The organism is Croceicoccus bisphenolivorans (assembly GCF_001634625.1).
In the GTDB taxonomy this organism is placed as follows: domain Bacteria; phylum Pseudomonadota; class Alphaproteobacteria; order Sphingomonadales; family Sphingomonadaceae; genus Croceicoccus; species Croceicoccus bisphenolivorans.
Map to the genome: position 1 here is coordinate 1 of NZ_LRSE01000002.1, position 15,121 is coordinate 15,121.

23 protein-coding genes are annotated in these 15,121 nt (G+C 60.3%); all 23 read left to right on the forward strand.

Features of this window, described 5'->3' with window-relative positions; genetic code table 11:
* Window positions 1–558 precede the first annotated feature (558 nt).
* The 23 genes from A7A77_RS17710 to rplF all read left to right on the forward strand — a co-directional run bounded on the left by A7A77_RS17710 (window position 559) and on the right by rplF (window position 15,121).
* Window positions 559–1,152, forward strand: a complete 594-nt coding sequence (locus A7A77_RS17710; protein WP_156500315.1) for a hypothetical protein — start codon at window positions 559–561, stop codon at window positions 1,150–1,152.
* The gene (locus A7A77_RS17715; RefSeq protein ID WP_156500316.1) at window positions 1,149–1,646 is read left to right on the forward strand and encodes a hypothetical protein; all 498 of its coding nucleotides are present in this window, start codon (window positions 1,149–1,151) and stop codon (window positions 1,644–1,646) included. Before A7A77_RS17710 ends, A7A77_RS17715 begins: the two co-directional genes overlap by 4 nt.
* A gap of 653 nt (window positions 1,647–2,299) precedes the next feature.
* Window positions 2,300–2,671 (forward strand): 30S ribosomal protein S12, encoded by a 372-nt coding sequence (gene rpsL / locus A7A77_RS01600; RefSeq protein ID WP_047820267.1) that lies wholly within the window; start codon window positions 2,300–2,302, stop codon window positions 2,669–2,671.
* Window positions 2,672–2,844: 173 nt separating this feature from the next.
* Window positions 2,845–3,315 (forward strand): 30S ribosomal protein S7, encoded by a 471-nt coding sequence (rpsG, locus tag A7A77_RS01605; RefSeq protein ID WP_066552602.1) that lies wholly within the window; start codon window positions 2,845–2,847, stop codon window positions 3,313–3,315.
* Window positions 3,316–3,440: 125 nt separating this feature from the next.
* A complete protein-coding gene (gene fusA / locus A7A77_RS01610) occupies window positions 3,441–5,573 on the forward strand; it encodes an elongation factor G (RefSeq protein ID WP_066552604.1) in 2,133 nt (710 codons plus the stop codon).
* 138 nt (window positions 5,574–5,711) lie between these two features.
* Window positions 5,712–6,887: an elongation factor Tu gene (gene tuf, locus A7A77_RS01615; protein WP_066552606.1), complete on the forward strand. Its 1,176-nt coding sequence runs from the start codon at window positions 5,712–5,714 to the stop codon at window positions 6,885–6,887.
* Window positions 6,888–7,061: 174 nt separating this feature from the next.
* Window positions 7,062–7,373 (forward strand): 30S ribosomal protein S10, encoded by a 312-nt coding sequence (gene rpsJ / locus A7A77_RS01620; protein ID WP_047820271.1) that lies wholly within the window; start codon window positions 7,062–7,064, stop codon window positions 7,371–7,373.
* A gap of 203 nt (window positions 7,374–7,576) precedes the next feature.
* Window positions 7,577–8,431, forward strand: a complete 855-nt coding sequence (rplC, locus tag A7A77_RS01625; RefSeq protein WP_066552610.1) for a 50S ribosomal protein L3 — start codon at window positions 7,577–7,579, stop codon at window positions 8,429–8,431.
* A gap of 3 nt (window positions 8,432–8,434) precedes the next feature.
* Window positions 8,435–9,058: a 50S ribosomal protein L4 gene (gene rplD, locus A7A77_RS01630; RefSeq protein WP_066552615.1), complete on the forward strand. Its 624-nt coding sequence runs from the start codon at window positions 8,435–8,437 to the stop codon at window positions 9,056–9,058.
* A complete protein-coding gene (locus A7A77_RS01635; protein WP_066552617.1) occupies window positions 9,051–9,359 on the forward strand; it encodes a 50S ribosomal protein L23 in 309 nt (102 codons plus the stop codon). The genes rplD and A7A77_RS01635 overlap by 8 nt, the downstream gene beginning before the upstream one ends.
* A gap of 12 nt (window positions 9,360–9,371) precedes the next feature.
* Window positions 9,372–10,208 (forward strand): 50S ribosomal protein L2, encoded by an 837-nt coding sequence (rplB, locus tag A7A77_RS01640; RefSeq protein ID WP_066552622.1) that lies wholly within the window; start codon window positions 9,372–9,374, stop codon window positions 10,206–10,208.
* Between the two features lie 6 nt (window positions 10,209–10,214).
* Complete coding sequence (gene rpsS / locus A7A77_RS01645) at window positions 10,215–10,490, forward strand: 30S ribosomal protein S19 (RefSeq protein WP_066552624.1); 276 nt, start codon at window positions 10,215–10,217, stop codon at window positions 10,488–10,490.
* Window positions 10,490–10,867 (forward strand): 50S ribosomal protein L22, encoded by a 378-nt coding sequence (rplV, locus tag A7A77_RS01650; protein ID WP_066552628.1) that lies wholly within the window; start codon window positions 10,490–10,492, stop codon window positions 10,865–10,867. Before rpsS ends, rplV begins: the two co-directional genes overlap by 1 nt.
* A gap of 3 nt (window positions 10,868–10,870) precedes the next feature.
* The gene (gene rpsC, locus A7A77_RS01655) at window positions 10,871–11,566 is read left to right on the forward strand and encodes a 30S ribosomal protein S3 (protein ID WP_066552630.1); all 696 of its coding nucleotides are present in this window, start codon (window positions 10,871–10,873) and stop codon (window positions 11,564–11,566) included.
* A 22-nt stretch (window positions 11,567–11,588) separates the two neighbouring features.
* A complete protein-coding gene (rplP, locus tag A7A77_RS01660; protein ID WP_066552631.1) occupies window positions 11,589–12,023 on the forward strand; it encodes a 50S ribosomal protein L16 in 435 nt (144 codons plus the stop codon).
* The gene (gene rpmC, locus A7A77_RS01665; protein ID WP_066552632.1) at window positions 12,020–12,223 is read left to right on the forward strand and encodes a 50S ribosomal protein L29; all 204 of its coding nucleotides are present in this window, start codon (window positions 12,020–12,022) and stop codon (window positions 12,221–12,223) included. The genes rplP and rpmC overlap by 4 nt, the downstream gene beginning before the upstream one ends.
* 10 nt (window positions 12,224–12,233) lie before the next feature.
* Window positions 12,234–12,524 carry a 30S ribosomal protein S17 gene (gene rpsQ / locus A7A77_RS01670; protein ID WP_066552634.1) on the forward strand — a complete coding sequence of 97 codons (291 nt, stop codon included), beginning with the start codon at window positions 12,234–12,236 and terminating at the stop codon, window positions 12,522–12,524.
* Between the two features lie 65 nt (window positions 12,525–12,589).
* Window positions 12,590–12,958 (forward strand): 50S ribosomal protein L14, encoded by a 369-nt coding sequence (gene rplN / locus A7A77_RS01675; RefSeq protein WP_066552636.1) that lies wholly within the window; start codon window positions 12,590–12,592, stop codon window positions 12,956–12,958.
* On the forward strand, window positions 12,958–13,278 hold the full coding sequence (gene rplX, locus A7A77_RS01680; protein ID WP_066552638.1) for a 50S ribosomal protein L24: 321 nt from the start codon (window positions 12,958–12,960) through the stop codon (window positions 13,276–13,278). The genes rplN and rplX overlap by 1 nt, the downstream gene beginning before the upstream one ends.
* Window positions 13,271–13,849, forward strand: coding sequence for a 50S ribosomal protein L5 (gene rplE / locus A7A77_RS01685; RefSeq protein ID WP_066552640.1), 579 nt, complete (start codon window positions 13,271–13,273; stop codon window positions 13,847–13,849). The genes rplX and rplE overlap by 8 nt, the downstream gene beginning before the upstream one ends.
* A 26-nt stretch (window positions 13,850–13,875) precedes the next feature.
* On the forward strand, window positions 13,876–14,181 hold the full coding sequence (gene rpsN / locus A7A77_RS01690) for a 30S ribosomal protein S14 (protein WP_066552643.1): 306 nt from the start codon (window positions 13,876–13,878) through the stop codon (window positions 14,179–14,181).
* Window positions 14,182–14,192: 11 nt separating this feature from the next.
* Entirely contained in the window at window positions 14,193–14,588 is a 396-nt protein-coding gene (rpsH, locus tag A7A77_RS01695; RefSeq protein ID WP_066552644.1) for a 30S ribosomal protein S8, read from the forward strand.
* Complete coding sequence (rplF, locus tag A7A77_RS01700) at window positions 14,588–15,121, forward strand: 50S ribosomal protein L6 (protein WP_066552645.1); 534 nt, start codon at window positions 14,588–14,590, stop codon at window positions 15,119–15,121. The genes rpsH and rplF overlap by 1 nt, the downstream gene beginning before the upstream one ends.

Sequence of the window (15,121 nt, forward strand, 5' to 3'; positions counted from 1 at the left end):
CCGACACCAGCCCCGTCTGCGCCAGAGCGGCTACGAAGGCCCGCTGGACTTCCGGTGTCAGGCGGGCATGGGCGGCCCGCTCTACGGGCGTGAAGGGGAAGGGATCGGACATGGGCGCGCTCCGGTGCGGGGGAATTGCTGGGGCGCGGGGAGATAGTGCGGAAATGGGGGTGTAGGAAAATAAAATGTCGGCGAAATGATGGGAGTAGGTTCCACAGCAGATTGCGTGCGAAGCTATAACCGCCTATCTTTAGACCATGAGCAAGGGTTGGAAAGCACGGAAGCCTTCAAGCTGGTCCTCGACAAAAAGGGGCTCCACGACCTCCAATAGCGTGGAGTGTCGTACTGATGCGTCAAAGTCTGGCGTGACATACCGCGATAGGAAGACTGGAATGTTCTCCTCCGAATCCGGCGCACCTTCAAAGTACCTTTTCAATAAAAAAGTGTCTAGAAGTGTGTCGTTACCAGATGGCCGAACGATCACGACACTACGGCGCGATATTCTTGATAAAGCTGTGTCGCGTGATGAGAAGAACAAGTAACTTATAGGGTTATTTGGTGGAAAATAGTGACAAAGAGAGCGGTTCTGGTCAGCAAGAGCCAAAAGGTGATGTCAAGCCTACCTCTGCTCCACCCTACAGTAAGGCGTTCGAGAATTTCGTCGAAAACCCTGATGATGTCGTGGGTTTGTTGGCCTATGCTCTTTATAAAAGGTCAATAAAAGAGGATATTATGCGGGGTCAGAATGTTCCCGGATACTCTAGAAATCCTCAAATTACAGTTGTTTCGGCATTCAGGAGTAATTCTGAAATTTTAATAGCTGATATCGTTCAGAGGGCTATTTTGGAAGCTACTCCCGATATCGAGCAGAATGCGACTGCTAGTGCGATAATAAGTTCTGCAAATAGTGTAAAAACACATATCGATGATAAGACAAGTTTTAAAAATGCGTTGATTGCAAATATTTTTGCGTGGCTAATATCGATATCGATAGTTGCTATAATTCTTTTTATATCGGGCAAGGCAGACGTGGCGCAGGTGTTGGCGCAAGAAGCGCTCACAGCGTCGCAGGTGCAGTCGGATAGCGTTAAAAATGAGTCGTTGATCGAGGTTGAAAGCAAGGTCGACGATCGTGAAAGTGTAAGCCAATGATCAGAGGGATATCCAGAGTTGTATCGGCCGATCAATTGGAGGTTGGGAGATTTTATCTGACCTCATTTGGCGGTGACGAAAGTTTCATCATCCAATGTGTTGAGAATGAGCGTGCCACAGAAGATCGCGATAGAATTTTGGCGCTTTATTTCGACAGGATAAATGAAAATCGACTCTTTGTAGGAGGATTTCCTGGTACGAATGTTTTTGCGGAACTACTGCCTGTTGCGGTGCGAGTTGATCCCCCATCATTTTCGGGTACTCAATTTTCTACGAATTTACGAAAGGATTTGCTGATCGTTGCCGGCAACGAGCCAATCGCGATTGCTGGCACAGGCCGAGGCTGGGGCTGGGCTGCAGTGAATATGTTCACTGGTAAAATTGTTAATGCCAATGAGCTGGGTGCTTGGGTCTCCTTTGCGAGTTGGTCATTGGTTTATGATGATGACGAAGGCGAGATCGAAATTATTTCGTTTGGCGACGATCAAGAGTAGTTTGGGAAAGTTGGTTAACCAGCCATAGTTGGCTCCGCAGTTTTTTGTTTTAGCCCCTCAAACGCCGGGCGCGGCGCGTCCGCGCCGCTTGGCTTCCTCGCATAAGCTCGGGCGGCCGTTCGGCCTTGCGGGTGTCGCTTCGCGCCCCGACCAGCTTGCGGCGCAGAGATCAGGTGTTATGGCCAGCACCTCGGGGCACCGCAGGTGACTCCCGCAAGCGCGAACGCGCGCCGCCGCTTATGCGGCGAAGCCAAGCGGGCCGGATGGCCCGCGCCCGGCGTCTGAGGGGCCAAACAAAAAGCAAACATTGACCCCACCCCCGAATCCGCGTAGGGGCGCGCCCAATCTCGGTGTTGGATTTGTCCAACGCCGCTGACCATAGAGCTGAACATTGCCGGTGAGTTGAGGGCCAGCCCCTCGGTTATCCGTCAAAGTAACCTGCCTTGCAGGTGGAGCGTTTCGGTTCGTGCGATGCCCGATGATGCGGCCTTTATATATAGGGCCGCTCGCCGCATTCGCCCGATCCATTCCTTCCATCGCTGGCAAACGGCTCGGCCAAGTTTTTTGGCCCGATCCCATTCGCATCCTGTTCCGGAGCGCGGGGGAGGGCGCAACCCGACCGGGGAAACCCGGCGGCCAAGGAAGGAAGCATAATGCCAACTATCAACCAGCTGGTCCGCAAGGGCCGCGTTCCGCAGAAGGCCAAGAGCAAGGTCCCTGCGATGGAGCAGAACCCGCAGAAGCGCGGCGTTTGCACCCGCGTCTACACCACGACCCCGAAGAAGCCGAACTCGGCACTTCGCAAGGTTGCCAAGGTGCGCCTGACCAACGGCCGCGAAGTCATCAGCTACATCCCGGGCGAAGGCCACAACCTGCAGGAGCACTCCGTTGTGCTTATCCGCGGCGGCCGTGTTCGCGACCTTCCCGGCGTTCGCTACCACGTCCTTCGCGGCGTGCTCGATACGCAGGGCGTGAAGGACCGCAAGCAGTCCCGCTCGAAGTACGGCGCCAAGCGTCCGAAGTAACGCGCACCCGCTTCCATCCGTCATCCCCGCGCCAGAAAATCTTGGGGCGGGGATCCAGTGCGGACCGGAAGCATGGTTTGAGTTTCAATCGCTGCGTTTTTCCCTCCGGATCCCCGCCTGCGCGGGGATGACGAACCGGGAAATCCAGCGACAAGAAAGAAGGAATTAGCGACATGTCACGTCGTCGTCGTCCCGAGAAGCGGGAAATCCTGCCTGATCCGAAGTTCGGAGATCAGGTCCTGTCGAAGTTCATGAACAATCTCATGCTCGACGGTAAGAAGGCCGTTGCCGAAAAGATCGTCTATGGCGCTCTCGACACTGTCGAAGCCAAGGCCAAGAGCGATCCTGTGCAGCTGTTCCATGACGCGCTGAACAACGTCATGCCGCAGATCGAGGTCCGCAGCCGCCGCGTTGGTGGTGCGACCTACCAGGTCCCCGTCGAAGTCCGTCCGGAACGTGCACAGGCGCTGGCCATCCGCTGGCTGATCACGGCTGCGCGCAACCGTCCGGAAACGACGATGGCTGCACGCCTGTCGGGCGAACTGCTGGATGCCTCGAACAACCGCGGCAACGCCGTGAAAAAGCGCGAGGACACCCACCGCATGGCAGACGCCAACCGCGCGTTCTCGCACTATCGCTGGTAAGATGCATCAAGGGCGCGGTGGGGCATGCCTGCCGCGTCTTCAGATGGTCATATTAGTCACTATATGGGGCGGGTCCGGACCGGACCTGTTCCGAACACCACCCAGAAGCCCCTAAGGAATTTTCCATGGCGCGCGAATATCCGCTGGAACGCTATCGCAACATCGGCATCATGGCCCACATCGATGCCGGCAAGACGACCACGACCGAGCGTATCCTCTACTACACCGGCAAGTCCTACAAGATCGGCGAAGTCCACGACGGCGCCGCCACCATGGACTGGATGGAGCAGGAGCAGGAACGCGGCATCACCATCACCTCGGCTGCGACCACGACCTTCTGGACGCCCGAAGACGCGACGATGGATCCCCGTTCGGAGCCTGACGCTCTGCGCGCGAACATGCCGAAGTACCGCATCAACATCATCGACACCCCCGGCCACGTCGACTTCACCATCGAAGTAGAGCGTAGCTTGCGCGTGCTGGACGGTGCCGTTGCGGTCTTCGACGGTGTAGCTGGCGTCGAACCCCAGTCCGAAACCGTGTGGCGCCAGGCCGACAAGTACGGCGTTCCCCGCATGTGCTTCATCAACAAACTCGACCGCACCGGCGCAGATTTCTATTACTGCGTACAGTCGATCGTGGACCGCCTCGGCGCCAAGCCGCTGGTGATCTACCTCCCGATCGGCGCGGAAAGCCAGCTGAAGGGCGTTGTGGACCTCGTCAACAACCGCGGCATCGTGTGGCAGGCCGAAGACCTGGGTGCGAAATACGAATTCGTCGACATCCCCGAGGACATGGCCGACAAGGTTGCTGAATACCGCGAGCAGCTGATCGAGACCGTCGTCGAACAGGACGACGACGTCATGGAAGCCTATCTCGAAGGTAACGAACCCGACGTCGCGACGATCAAGCGTCTGATCCGCAAGGGTACGATGGCGCGTGACTTCGTTCCCGTGACCTGCGGTTCGGCGTTCAAGAACAAGGGCGTGCAGCCCCTGCTCGACGCGGTTGTCGACTACATGCCGTCGCCGCTCGACGTCCCGGCCATCAAGGGCGTCCTGCCCGACAGCGACGAGGAGGCCGAGCGGCCTTCGAGCGACGAGGCTCCGTTCTCGGCGCTGGCGTTCAAGATCATGAACGACCCGTTCGTTGGCTCGCTGACCTTCACCCGCATCTATTCCGGCAAGCTCACCAAGGGCTCGGTCCTGAACTCGGTGAAGGACAAGAAGGAAAAGATCGGCCGCATGCTGCTGATGCACTCCAACAACCGCGAGGACATCGACGAAGCGTTCGCCGGCGACATCGTCGCTCTGGCGGGCATGAAGGATACGACGACGGGCGACACCCTGTGCGATCCGGCAAAGCCGATCATTCTTGAGCGTATGGAGTTCCCGGAACCCGTCATCGAGCTGTCGGTCGAACCCAAGACCAAGGCCGACCAGGAAAAGATGGGCATCGCGCTCAACCGCCTGGCGGCCGAGGATCCCTCGTTCCGCGTCTCGACCGATCACGAATCGGGCCAGACGATCATCAAGGGCATGGGCGAGCTTCACCTCGACATTCTGGTCGATCGCATGAAGCGCGAATTCAAGGTCGAGGCGAACGTAGGTGCGCCGCAGGTGGCATATCGTGAGTACCTCGCGAAGCCGGTCGACGTTGATTACACCCACAAGAAGCAGTCGGGTGGTTCGGGTCAGTTCGGTCGCGTGAAGGTCAAGATCGCACCGGGCGAGCGCGGGCAGGGCTTCGTATTCGAAGACCAGATCAAGGGCGGTAACATTCCGAAGGAATACATCCCGGCCATCGAGAAGGGCTTCCGCGAGCAGGCCGAGAGCGGCTATCTTGTCGGCTTCCCGATCATCGACTTCACCGTCACCCTCTACGACGGTGCGTACCACGACGTCGACTCGAGCGCGATCGCGTTCGAAATCGCCGGTCGCGGTGCGATGCGCGAAGTCGCGCAGAAGTCGGGCATCAAACTGCTCGAACCGATCATGAAGGTCGAGGTCGTCACGCCCGAGGATTACCTCGGCGACGTGATCGGCGATCTCAACTCGCGTCGTGGCCAGATCCAAGGCACCGACAGCCGCGGCAACGCACAGGCGGTCGAAGCTTTCGTGCCGCTGGCCAACATGTTCGGCTACGTGAACGAGCTGCGGTCCTTCACCCAGGGCCGTGCGCAGTACACGATGCAGTTCAGCCACTATGACGAGGTTCCGGCGAACGTCGCGGCCGAAGTCAAAGAAAAGCTCGCCTGATCGCGAGCAGGGGTAACGGAGAAGCTTGCACAAGCCTCTCCAACGGTCTAGGGGCGGCGCCTGATTCAGCGGGTGCCGTCTCTGTCCCGCCTAAAATCAAACACGATCAATTGATCCAGACGAACAGAGGTTTTTAAAATGGCGAAAGCTAAGTTTGAGCGGAACAAGCCGCACTGCAACATCGGCACCATCGGTCACGTCGACCACGGCAAGACCACGCTGACCGCGGCCATCACCAAGGTCCTCGGCGCTCCCGTCGACTTCGCGAACATCGACAAGGCTCCCGAAGAGCGCGAGCGCGGCATCACCATCTCGACCGCGCACGTCGAGTATGAGACCGACGCTCGCCACTACGCGCACGTCGACTGCCCGGGTCACGCCGACTACGTGAAGAACATGATCACCGGTGCCGCCCAGATGGACGGCGCGATCCTCGTTGTGAACGCTGCTGACGGCCCGATGCCGCAGACCCGCGAGCACATCCTGCTCGCTCGCCAGGTTGGCGTTCCGGCTCTCGTCGTGTTCATGAACAAGGTCGACCAGGTTGACGACGCCGAACTGCTCGAGCTCGTCGAACTCGAAATCCGCGAGCTCCTGTCGAGCTACGATTTCCCGGGCGACGATATTCCGATCATCGCAGGTTCGGCTCTTGCCGCTCTCGAAGGTCGCGACGCCGAAATCGGTGAAGACAAGATCAAGGAACTGATGCAGGCCGTGGATGACTACATCCCGCAGCCGCCGCGTCCGACCGACAAGCCCTTCCTGATGCCCGTCGAAGACGTGTTCTCGATCTCGGGTCGTGGTACGGTTGTTACCGGCCGCGTCGAAACTGGCATCATCAAGGTTGGTGAAGAAGTCGAGATCGTCGGCATCAAGGACACCAAGAAGACGACCGTCACCGGCGTTGAAATGTTCCGCAAGCTGCTCGACCAGGGTGAAGCCGGCGACAACATCGGCGCTCTGATCCGTGGCGTGGCTCGTGAAGAAGTCGAGCGTGGTCAGGTCCTCTGCAAGCCCGGTTCTGTTACCCCACACACCGAGTTCAACGCAGAAGTCTACGTCCTTTCGAAGGACGAAGGTGGCCGTCATACGCCGTTCTTCGCCAACTACCGTCCGCAGTTCTACTTCCGCACGACCGACGTGACGGGCGAAGTGATCCTGCCGGAAGGCACCGAAATGGTCATGCCGGGCGACAACGTCACCATCGGCGTGAAGCTGATCGCTCCGATCGCGATGGATGAAGGTCTGCGCTTCGCAATCCGCGAAGGTGGCCGCACCGTCGGTTCGGGGGTTGTCAGCACGATCACGAAGTAATATAGGCACGCGCGTCGGCGGGGTGATTCACTCCGCCGGCCGGAATTTCCGGAAGGGCCGCCCCTTCCCCGCGCAGCTCGAAAACGCAGCTGCGATGGTGAGGCGGGGCGGTTCTTTCTTTTTTGGAGAAGGGTCGTTTCCCTTTTCCTTGGCTCTTTCGCATCGGTATTGGACATGGAAGCTCAGAATATCCGCATTCGCCTCAAGGCGTTTGACCATCGCGTTCTCGATCAGGCTACTGGCGAGATCGCCGAAACCGCACGCCGCACCGGCGCGCTTATTCGGGGCCCCATTCCGCTGCCGACGCGTATCGAGAAATTCACCGTGAACCGCGGTCCGCACATCGACAAGAAGTCGCGGGAGCAGTTCGAGGTTCGTACCTACAAGCGGCTGCTCGACATCGTGCAGCCCAACGCCGCCACGGTGGACGCGCTCATGAAGCTCGACCTTGCTGCCGGCGTAAACGTGGAGATCAAGCTGGCCTGAGCCGGCTCCGGTCTTCGCGGCTGCCGCTAACGGCGGCGAAGACTTAGGGATACCGCCGGAATTCGTTCCGGGCTGCGTCCCCCGTCTCGCTCTCTTCCGAAAGGCGGAGGGCATTATCAGCCCGGACGGGGCGACGCATGATAAATCAGGGCTGACAAGCACCGTGGGATGGGCCTTCGGTGCCTCTGTTAGGAGATTGGATCATGCGCACTGGCGTGATCGCCAAGAAGGTCGGGATGACCCGCCTTTTCCAGGAGGATGGACGTCACGTTCCCGTGACCGTTCTTGCCCTGGAAGATTGTCAGGTTGTTTCGCACCGCACGATGGACCGCGACGGTTATGTCGCCGTCCAGCTCGGCGCGGGTGAGGCGAAGCTTAAAAACGTCGCAAAGCCGCAGCGCGAACATTTCGCGAAGGCTGAAGTGACCCCCAAGATGAAGGTCGCTGAATTCCGCGTCGAGGCCGAAGACGGTCTCCCGCCGGTCGGTGCCACCATCAGCGCGGAACATTTCATCGCTGGCCAGAAGGTCGATATCACCGGTCACACGCAGGGCAAGGGCTTCGCCGGCGCCATGAAGCGTTGGGGCTTCGGTGGTATGCGTGCCACCCACGGCGTGTCGATCAGCCACCGTGCTCACGGTTCGACCGGTAATCGCCAGGATCCGGGCCGCGTCTTCAAGAACAAGAAGATGGCCGGTCACATGGGTGATCGCCAGCGCACACAGCAGAACCTCGAAATCGTGCGCACCGACGCCGATCGCGGCCTGCTCTTCGTCAAGGGTTCGGTTCCGGGCGCGAAGAACTCGTGGCTCGTCGTGACCGACGCCGTGAAGCTGCCGCTTCCCGAAGGTCTGCCGTTCCCGGCGGCCCTGCTCGAGAAGAAGAGCACTCTGCCCGAGCACGAGGAAGCCCCCGCCGGCATGGTCGAGGCAGCTGCCGAGCACGAAGTGCAGCCGGAAGTATCCGCTGAGCAGCAGGAAGTTCTGCTGAACGGGCAGGAAGCCGGTGCCGACACCGAAAACAACGCTGCCGATGGCAGCGAGAACAAGGAGGGCTGATCCGTGAAGGTGAAGGTCCAGAAACTCGACGGCAAGGCGTCGGGCGACATCGAGCTGAACGACGACGTCTTCGGTATCGAGCCGCGTGCGGACATCCTGCACCGCGTCGTCACCTGGCAGCTGTGGAACCGTCGCGGCACCGCCCGTCCGACGCGTGAGCGTTCGGATGTAGCGCGCACCGGCAAGAAGTGGGGTCGCCAGAAAGGTGGCGGTACCGCTCGTCACGGCGACCGTGCTGCTCCCGTCTTCATCGGCGGTGGTAAGGCTCATGGTGCCCGCAAGCGCGATTTCGACATCTCGCTGAACAAGAAGCTCCGCGCGCTCGGTCTGAAGATGGCCCTGTCGACGAAGGCGAAGGACGGCCTCGTTGTCGTTGACTCGCTGGAACTCGCAGACGCGAAGACCAAGGCGCTCAAGGCCCAGTTCGAGAAGCTCGGCTTTGGCGGCAAGGTTCTTGTCATCGATGGTGACAGCGTCAACGACGGTTTCCGCAAGGCTGCGGGCAACCTGCCGGGCGTCAATGTCCTGCCGGCCGTCGGCGCGAACGTCTATGACATCCTGAAGCACGACACGCTGATCCTTACCAAGGATGCGGTCGAAAAGCTGGAGGCACGGTTCAATGGCTAAAGCCAAGGAAATCGACGTGCGGCATTACGACGTGATCGTTGCCCCGCACATCACCGAGAAGTCGACGCTTCTCTCCGAACACAACGCCGTCGTCTTCAAGGTCGTCGAAAGCGCGACGAAGCCGCAGATCAAGGAGGCTGTCGAAGCGCTGTTCGACGTCAAGGTCACCGGCGTTAACACCATCGTCCAGAAGGGCAAGGTGAAGCGCTGGAAGGGCAAGCCCTACAAGCGCGTCGACGTGAAGAAGGCGATCGTGACGCTGGCCGACGGCCAGTCCATCGACGTCACCAGCGGTATCTGAGGCTAGAGACTGATGGCACTGAAGAACTACAAACCGACTTCGCCGGCCCGCCGTGGCCTGGTGCTGGTCGACAAGTCGAGCCTCTGGAAGGGCAAGCCTGTCAAGGCGTTGACCGAAGGCAAGCGCAAGACGGGTGGCCGCAACAACAAGGGCCACGTGACTTCGCGCGGCATCGGTGGCGGCCACAAGCAGAAGTACCGCTACGTCGACTTCAAGCGTCGCAAGTGGGATGTTCCCGCTACCGTCGAACGTCTTGAGTACGACCCGAACCGCACCGCGTTCATCGCGCTCCTCAAGTACGAGGATGGCGAGCAGGCCTACATCATTGCGCCGCAGCGTCTTGCGGTCGGTGACACGGTCGTCGCGTCGGAAAAGGCCGATACCAAGCCGGGCAACGCGATGCTCCTGTCGCAGATGCCGGTCGGTACGATCGCTCACAACCTGGAAATGAAGCCGGGCAAGGGTGCGCAGATTGCGCGTTCGGCCGGCACCTACGCCCAGATCGTCGGTCGCGACCGCGGCATGGTGATCGTGCGTCTTTCCTCGGGCGAGCAGCGCTACCTTCGCGGTGACTGCATGGGCACCGTCGGTGCCGTGTCGAACCCCGACAATTCCAACCAGACGCTGGCCAAGGCCGGTCGTCGTCGCTGGATGGGCGTGAAGCCGCTGACCCGCGGTGTTGCGAAGAACCCGGTCGACCACCCGCACGGTGGTGGTGAAGGCCGCACCTCTGGTGGCCGTCATCCGGTTACCCCGTGGGGCAAGCCGACCAAGGGCGCCCGCACGCGCAACAACAAGCAGACGGACAAGATGATCATCCGTTCGCGCCACGCGAAGAAGAAGAGGTAAGCGGTAATGGCTCGTTCGCTCCGCAAGGGTCCGTTTGTTGACCTCCACCTGCTGAAGAAAGCAGAAACCGCCCAGGAATCGGGTGGACGTGCGCCGATCAAGACTTGGTCGCGCCGTTCGACGATCCTGCCCCAGTTCGTTGGCCTGACGATCAACGTCTACAACGGCCAGAAGCACATCCCCGTGTCCGTTAACGAGGACATGGTCGGCCACAAGCTCGGTGAATTCGCGCCCACGCGTTCGTTCCCGGGTCACGCCGCTGACAAGAAGGGTAAGCGCTGATGAGCAAGCAGGCAGCTCCGCGCCGCGTCGCCGAGAACGAAGCACTGGCAGTCGGGACCACGATCCGTGGCTCGGCCCAGAAGCTGAACCTCGTCGCCGGCCTCATCCGCGGCAAGAAGGCCGAGGAAGCGATGAACATCCTCGCTTTCTCGAAGCGCGCCATGGCACAGGACGCACGCAAGGTCCTCGCCTCGGCCATCGCCAATGCCGAGAACAACCACAACCTGGATGTCGACGCGCTCGTCGTGGCTGAAGCCTCGGTTGGCAAGTCGATCACCATGAAGCGTTTCCACACGCGGGGCCGTGGCAAGTCCACGCGCATCCTGAAGCCGTTCAGCCGGCTGCGCATCGTGGTCCGCGAAGTCGAGGAGGCCTGATCCATGGGTCATAAATCCAATCCGATCGGTCTGCGTCTCCAGATCAACCGCACCTGGGACAGCCGCTGGTACGCCGAAGGGCGTGACTATGCGGGTCTGCTCAAGGAAGACCTTGAGATCCGCAAGTTCATCGTCGACACGCTGCCCCAGGCAGCGATCTCGAAGGTGGTGATCGAGCGTCCGGCCAAGCTGTGCCGCATCTCTATCTATGCGGCTCGCCCCGGTGTCATCATCGGCAAGAAGGGCGCGGACATCGAAAAGCTTCGTTTGAAGCTTGCCAAGATGACCGACAGCGAAGTGAAGCTGAACATTGTTGAAATCCGTAAGCCGGAAATCGACGCCAAGCTCGTTGCCCAGGGCATCGCCGATCAGCTCGTTCGCCGTGTGGCTTTCCGCCGCGCGATGAAGCGCGCCGTTCAGTCGGCCCTCCGTCTTGGCGCCGAAGGCATCAAGATCACTTGCGGTGGCCGTCTCGGCGGTGCGGAAATCGCCCGCGTCGAGTGGTACCGTGAAGGCCGCGTTCCGCTTCACACCCTGCGTGCAAACGTCGACTACGCCGAAGCCGAAGCGCTGACCGCGTACGGCATCATCGGCATCAAGTGCTGGATCTTCAAAGGCGAGATCATGGCGCATGACCCGATGGCGCAGGACCGTCTGATGATGGAGGCCCAGACCTCCGGTGTGCGACCGGCACGCTGAGGCAAAGGGTTAGGTAAAAGCAATGCTGCAACCGAAGAAAACCAAGTTCCGCAAGGCGTTCAAGGGCAAGATCCATGGCAACGCCAAGGGCGGCACGGACCTCAACTTCGGCTCGTACGGGCTGAAGGCGATGGAACCGGAGCGTATTACCGCTCGCCAGATCGAGGCTGCTCGTCGTGCGATCACGCGTCACATTCGCCGTCAGGGCCGTCTGTGGATCCGCGTGTTTCCCGATGTGCCGGTCTCGAAGAAGCCTGCCGAAGTCCGTCAGGGTAAGGGCAAGGGTTCGGTCGAATACTGGGCAGCCCGCGTGAAGCCGGGTCGCATCCTGTTCGAACTGGACGGTGTTCCGGGCCCGCTCGCTGCAGAGGCGTTCAGCCGCGCTGCAATGAAGCTGCCGATCAAGACCAAGGTCGTCGCCCGTCTCGGCGACTCCTCGCACCTGGGAGGTGAATGATGGCACAAGCTGAAGACCTTCGCGCTAAGAGCGACGATCAGCTGACCGCTGATCTCACCGATCTCAAGCGCGAGCAGTTCAATCTGCGCTTCCAGGCCGCGACAAACCAGATCGAGCGTCCCGCTCGCATCAAGGAAGTCCGCCGCCAGATCGCGCGCATCAAGACGTTGCAGGGCGAACGCGCCCGCGCAGCGAAGTAAGGAAGAGACCATGCCCAAGCGTATCCTGATCGGGACCGTGGTTTCCGACAAGACCGACAAGACCGTGGTGGTCAAGGTCGAGCGCAAGGTGAAGCACCCGCTCTACGGGAAGATCATCCGTCGCTCGAAGAAGTACCACGCTCACGATGCGGACAACGCGTTCCGCACTGGCGAGAAGGTCCGCATCGAGGAGGTCGCTCCGATCTCCAAGCTCAAGACGTGGAAGGTTCTCGACCGCGTCGGTGGCCAGGCCGATACCGCCTTGGAAGCCGACATCGAGGTCGAAGCCGCCAACGGCTGAGTGACAAGACTTTTTTGGAACTGCCAGACTGGTTCTGGCAAGCCGAGTAAAAAGGAACCGGATCGATGATCCAGATGCAATCAAACCTTGACGTTGCTGACAACAGCGGCGCCAAGCGCGTCCAGTGCATCAAGGTGCTGGGCGGATCGAAGCGGCGCACTGCCAGCGTCGGCGACGTGATTGTGGTCTCCGTCAAGGAGGCGCAGCCGCGTGCCAAGGTCAAGAAGGGTGACGTTCACCGCGCGGTGATCGTGCGCACCAAGAAGGACGTCCGTCGTGCAGACGGCAGCGTCATTCGCTTCGACTCGAACGCCGCAGTTCTCGTGAACAAGAGCGAAGAGCCCATCGGCACCCGTATCTTCGGCCCCGTTGTCCGCGAACTGCGCGGCAAGGGCTTCATGAAGATCATCTCGCTTGCTCCGGAGGTGCTGTAATGGCTGCCGCGAAGATCAAGAAGGGCGATAGCGTCGTCGTGCTTTCGGGCAAGGACAAGGGCAAGACCGGCACGGTCACCCAGGTTCTTCCCAAGGATGGCAAGGTCGTGGTCGAAGGCGTCAACGTCGCGACCCGCCACCGCAAGCCCACCCAGTTGAACCCGCAGGGCGGCATCGAACGCAACCCTGCACCGATGGCGATCAGCAAGGTCGCCGTTGCCGATCCCAAGGATGGCAAGCCCACCCGCGTCCGCTTCGAGGAGAAGGACGGGAAGAAGGTGCGCGTCGCCGTCAAGTCCGGGGAGACGATCGATGGCTGATTATACGCCGCGCCTCAAGGCCAAGTACGAAGCCGAAATCGCGAAGGCGATGACCGAGAAGTTCGGTTATGCCAACCCGATGATGGTCCCCAAGCTGGAAAAGATCACGCTCAACATGGGTGTGGGTGAAGCCAGCCAGGATAAGAAGAAGGTCCAGACCGCAGCTGCGGAAATGGAGCTGATTGCCGGTCAGAAGCCGGTTATCACCAAGGCGAAGAAGTCGATCGCGCAGTTCAAGCTGCGTGAAGGCATGCCGATCGGTTGCAAGGTTACCCTGCGCCGTGACCGCATGTTCGAATTCCTCGACCGTCTCGTCACGATCGCGATGCCTCGCATCCGCGACTTCCGTGGCCTGAACCCGAAGTCGTTCGACGGCCGTGGCAATTATGCCATGGGTCTGAAGGAGCAGATCATCTTCCCGGAGATCAGCTACGACAAGATCGAGAAGGTTCGTGGCATGGACATCATCGTGACCACCACCGCGAAGACCGATGAAGAAGCGCGCGAATTGCTGCGTCTCTTCGGTTTCCCGTTCCCGGCTGAAGAGTCGGAACAGAAGGAGGCGGCGTGAGCCGCTGAGAAAGAGAGCTTAAGTCCATGGCGAAACTGAGTTCCGTGAACAAGAACGAGCGTCGCAAGAAGCTCGTCAAGAAGTATGCTTCGCAGTACGCGAAGCTGAAGGCGATTGCCGACGACGAGAGCGTCGACGAAAGCGAGCGTTGGGTCGCGCGCCTGAAGCTGGCCGAGATTCCCCGCAACGGCAACCCGACCCGCGTGCGCAACCGCTGTACCACCACCGGCCGCCCGCGGGGTTACTACCGCAAGTTCGGCCTCTGCCGCGTCGAGCTCCGCGATCTTGCCAACAAGGGCATGATCCCGGGTGTGACCAAGTCGAGCTGGTGAGGATCTGATAGATGGCTATGACCGATCCCCTGGGTGACATGCTCACCCGTATCCGCAACGGCCAGCGCGCGAAGAAGGACTCCGTCCTCTCGCCCGCTAGCAAGCTGCGTGCAAATGTTCTCGAGGTTCTCCAGCGCGAAGGCTACATCCGTGGCTACAGCGAGGACTCGACCGGCAAGCACCCTGCGCTGCGGATCGAACTGAAGTATTTCGAGGGCGAACCTGCGATCAAGCATGTCGCTCGTGTCTCCAAGCCTGGCCGCCGCGTCTACTCGGGTTCCAAGGAACTTCCGACGATCCGCAACGGCCTTGGCATCACCATCGTCTCGACGCCCAAGGGCGTGCTTTCGGACAACGAAGCGCGTAGCCAGAATGTCGGCGGCGAAGTGCTGGCGGAGGTGTTCTGATGAGCCGCATCGGCAAGAAGGCAGTCGCGATCCCGAGCGGGGTGACTGCCAACATCGAAGGTGACACGATCACCGTGAAGGGGCCGAAGGGTACCCTCTCGATGGGTCTGTCCGACCTGATCACCTACAAGGTCGAAGACGAAGAGATCTCGGTCCAGCCGGCGAACGACACGAAGGCCGCGCGCAGCCACTGGGGCATGCAGCGTACCCTCGTCTCGAACCTCGTCGAAGGCGTGACCGCAGGCTACACCAAGGTCCTCGAGATCTCGGGCGTCGGCTATCGTGCATCGGCATCGGGCAAGAAGCTCAAGCTTCAGCTTGGCTACTCGCACGACGTCGACCTCGACGTTCCCGAGGGTCTCGAGGTGAAGACCCCGGACCAGACGACCGTCGAGATCTCGGGCATCGACAAGCAGGCCGTTGGCCAGTTTGCCGCCGAAGTCCGCCGCTGGCGCAAGCCCGAACCCTACAAGGGTAAGGGCATCAAGTACCGCGGCGAGTATATCTTCCGCAAGGAAGGGAAGAAGAAGTAA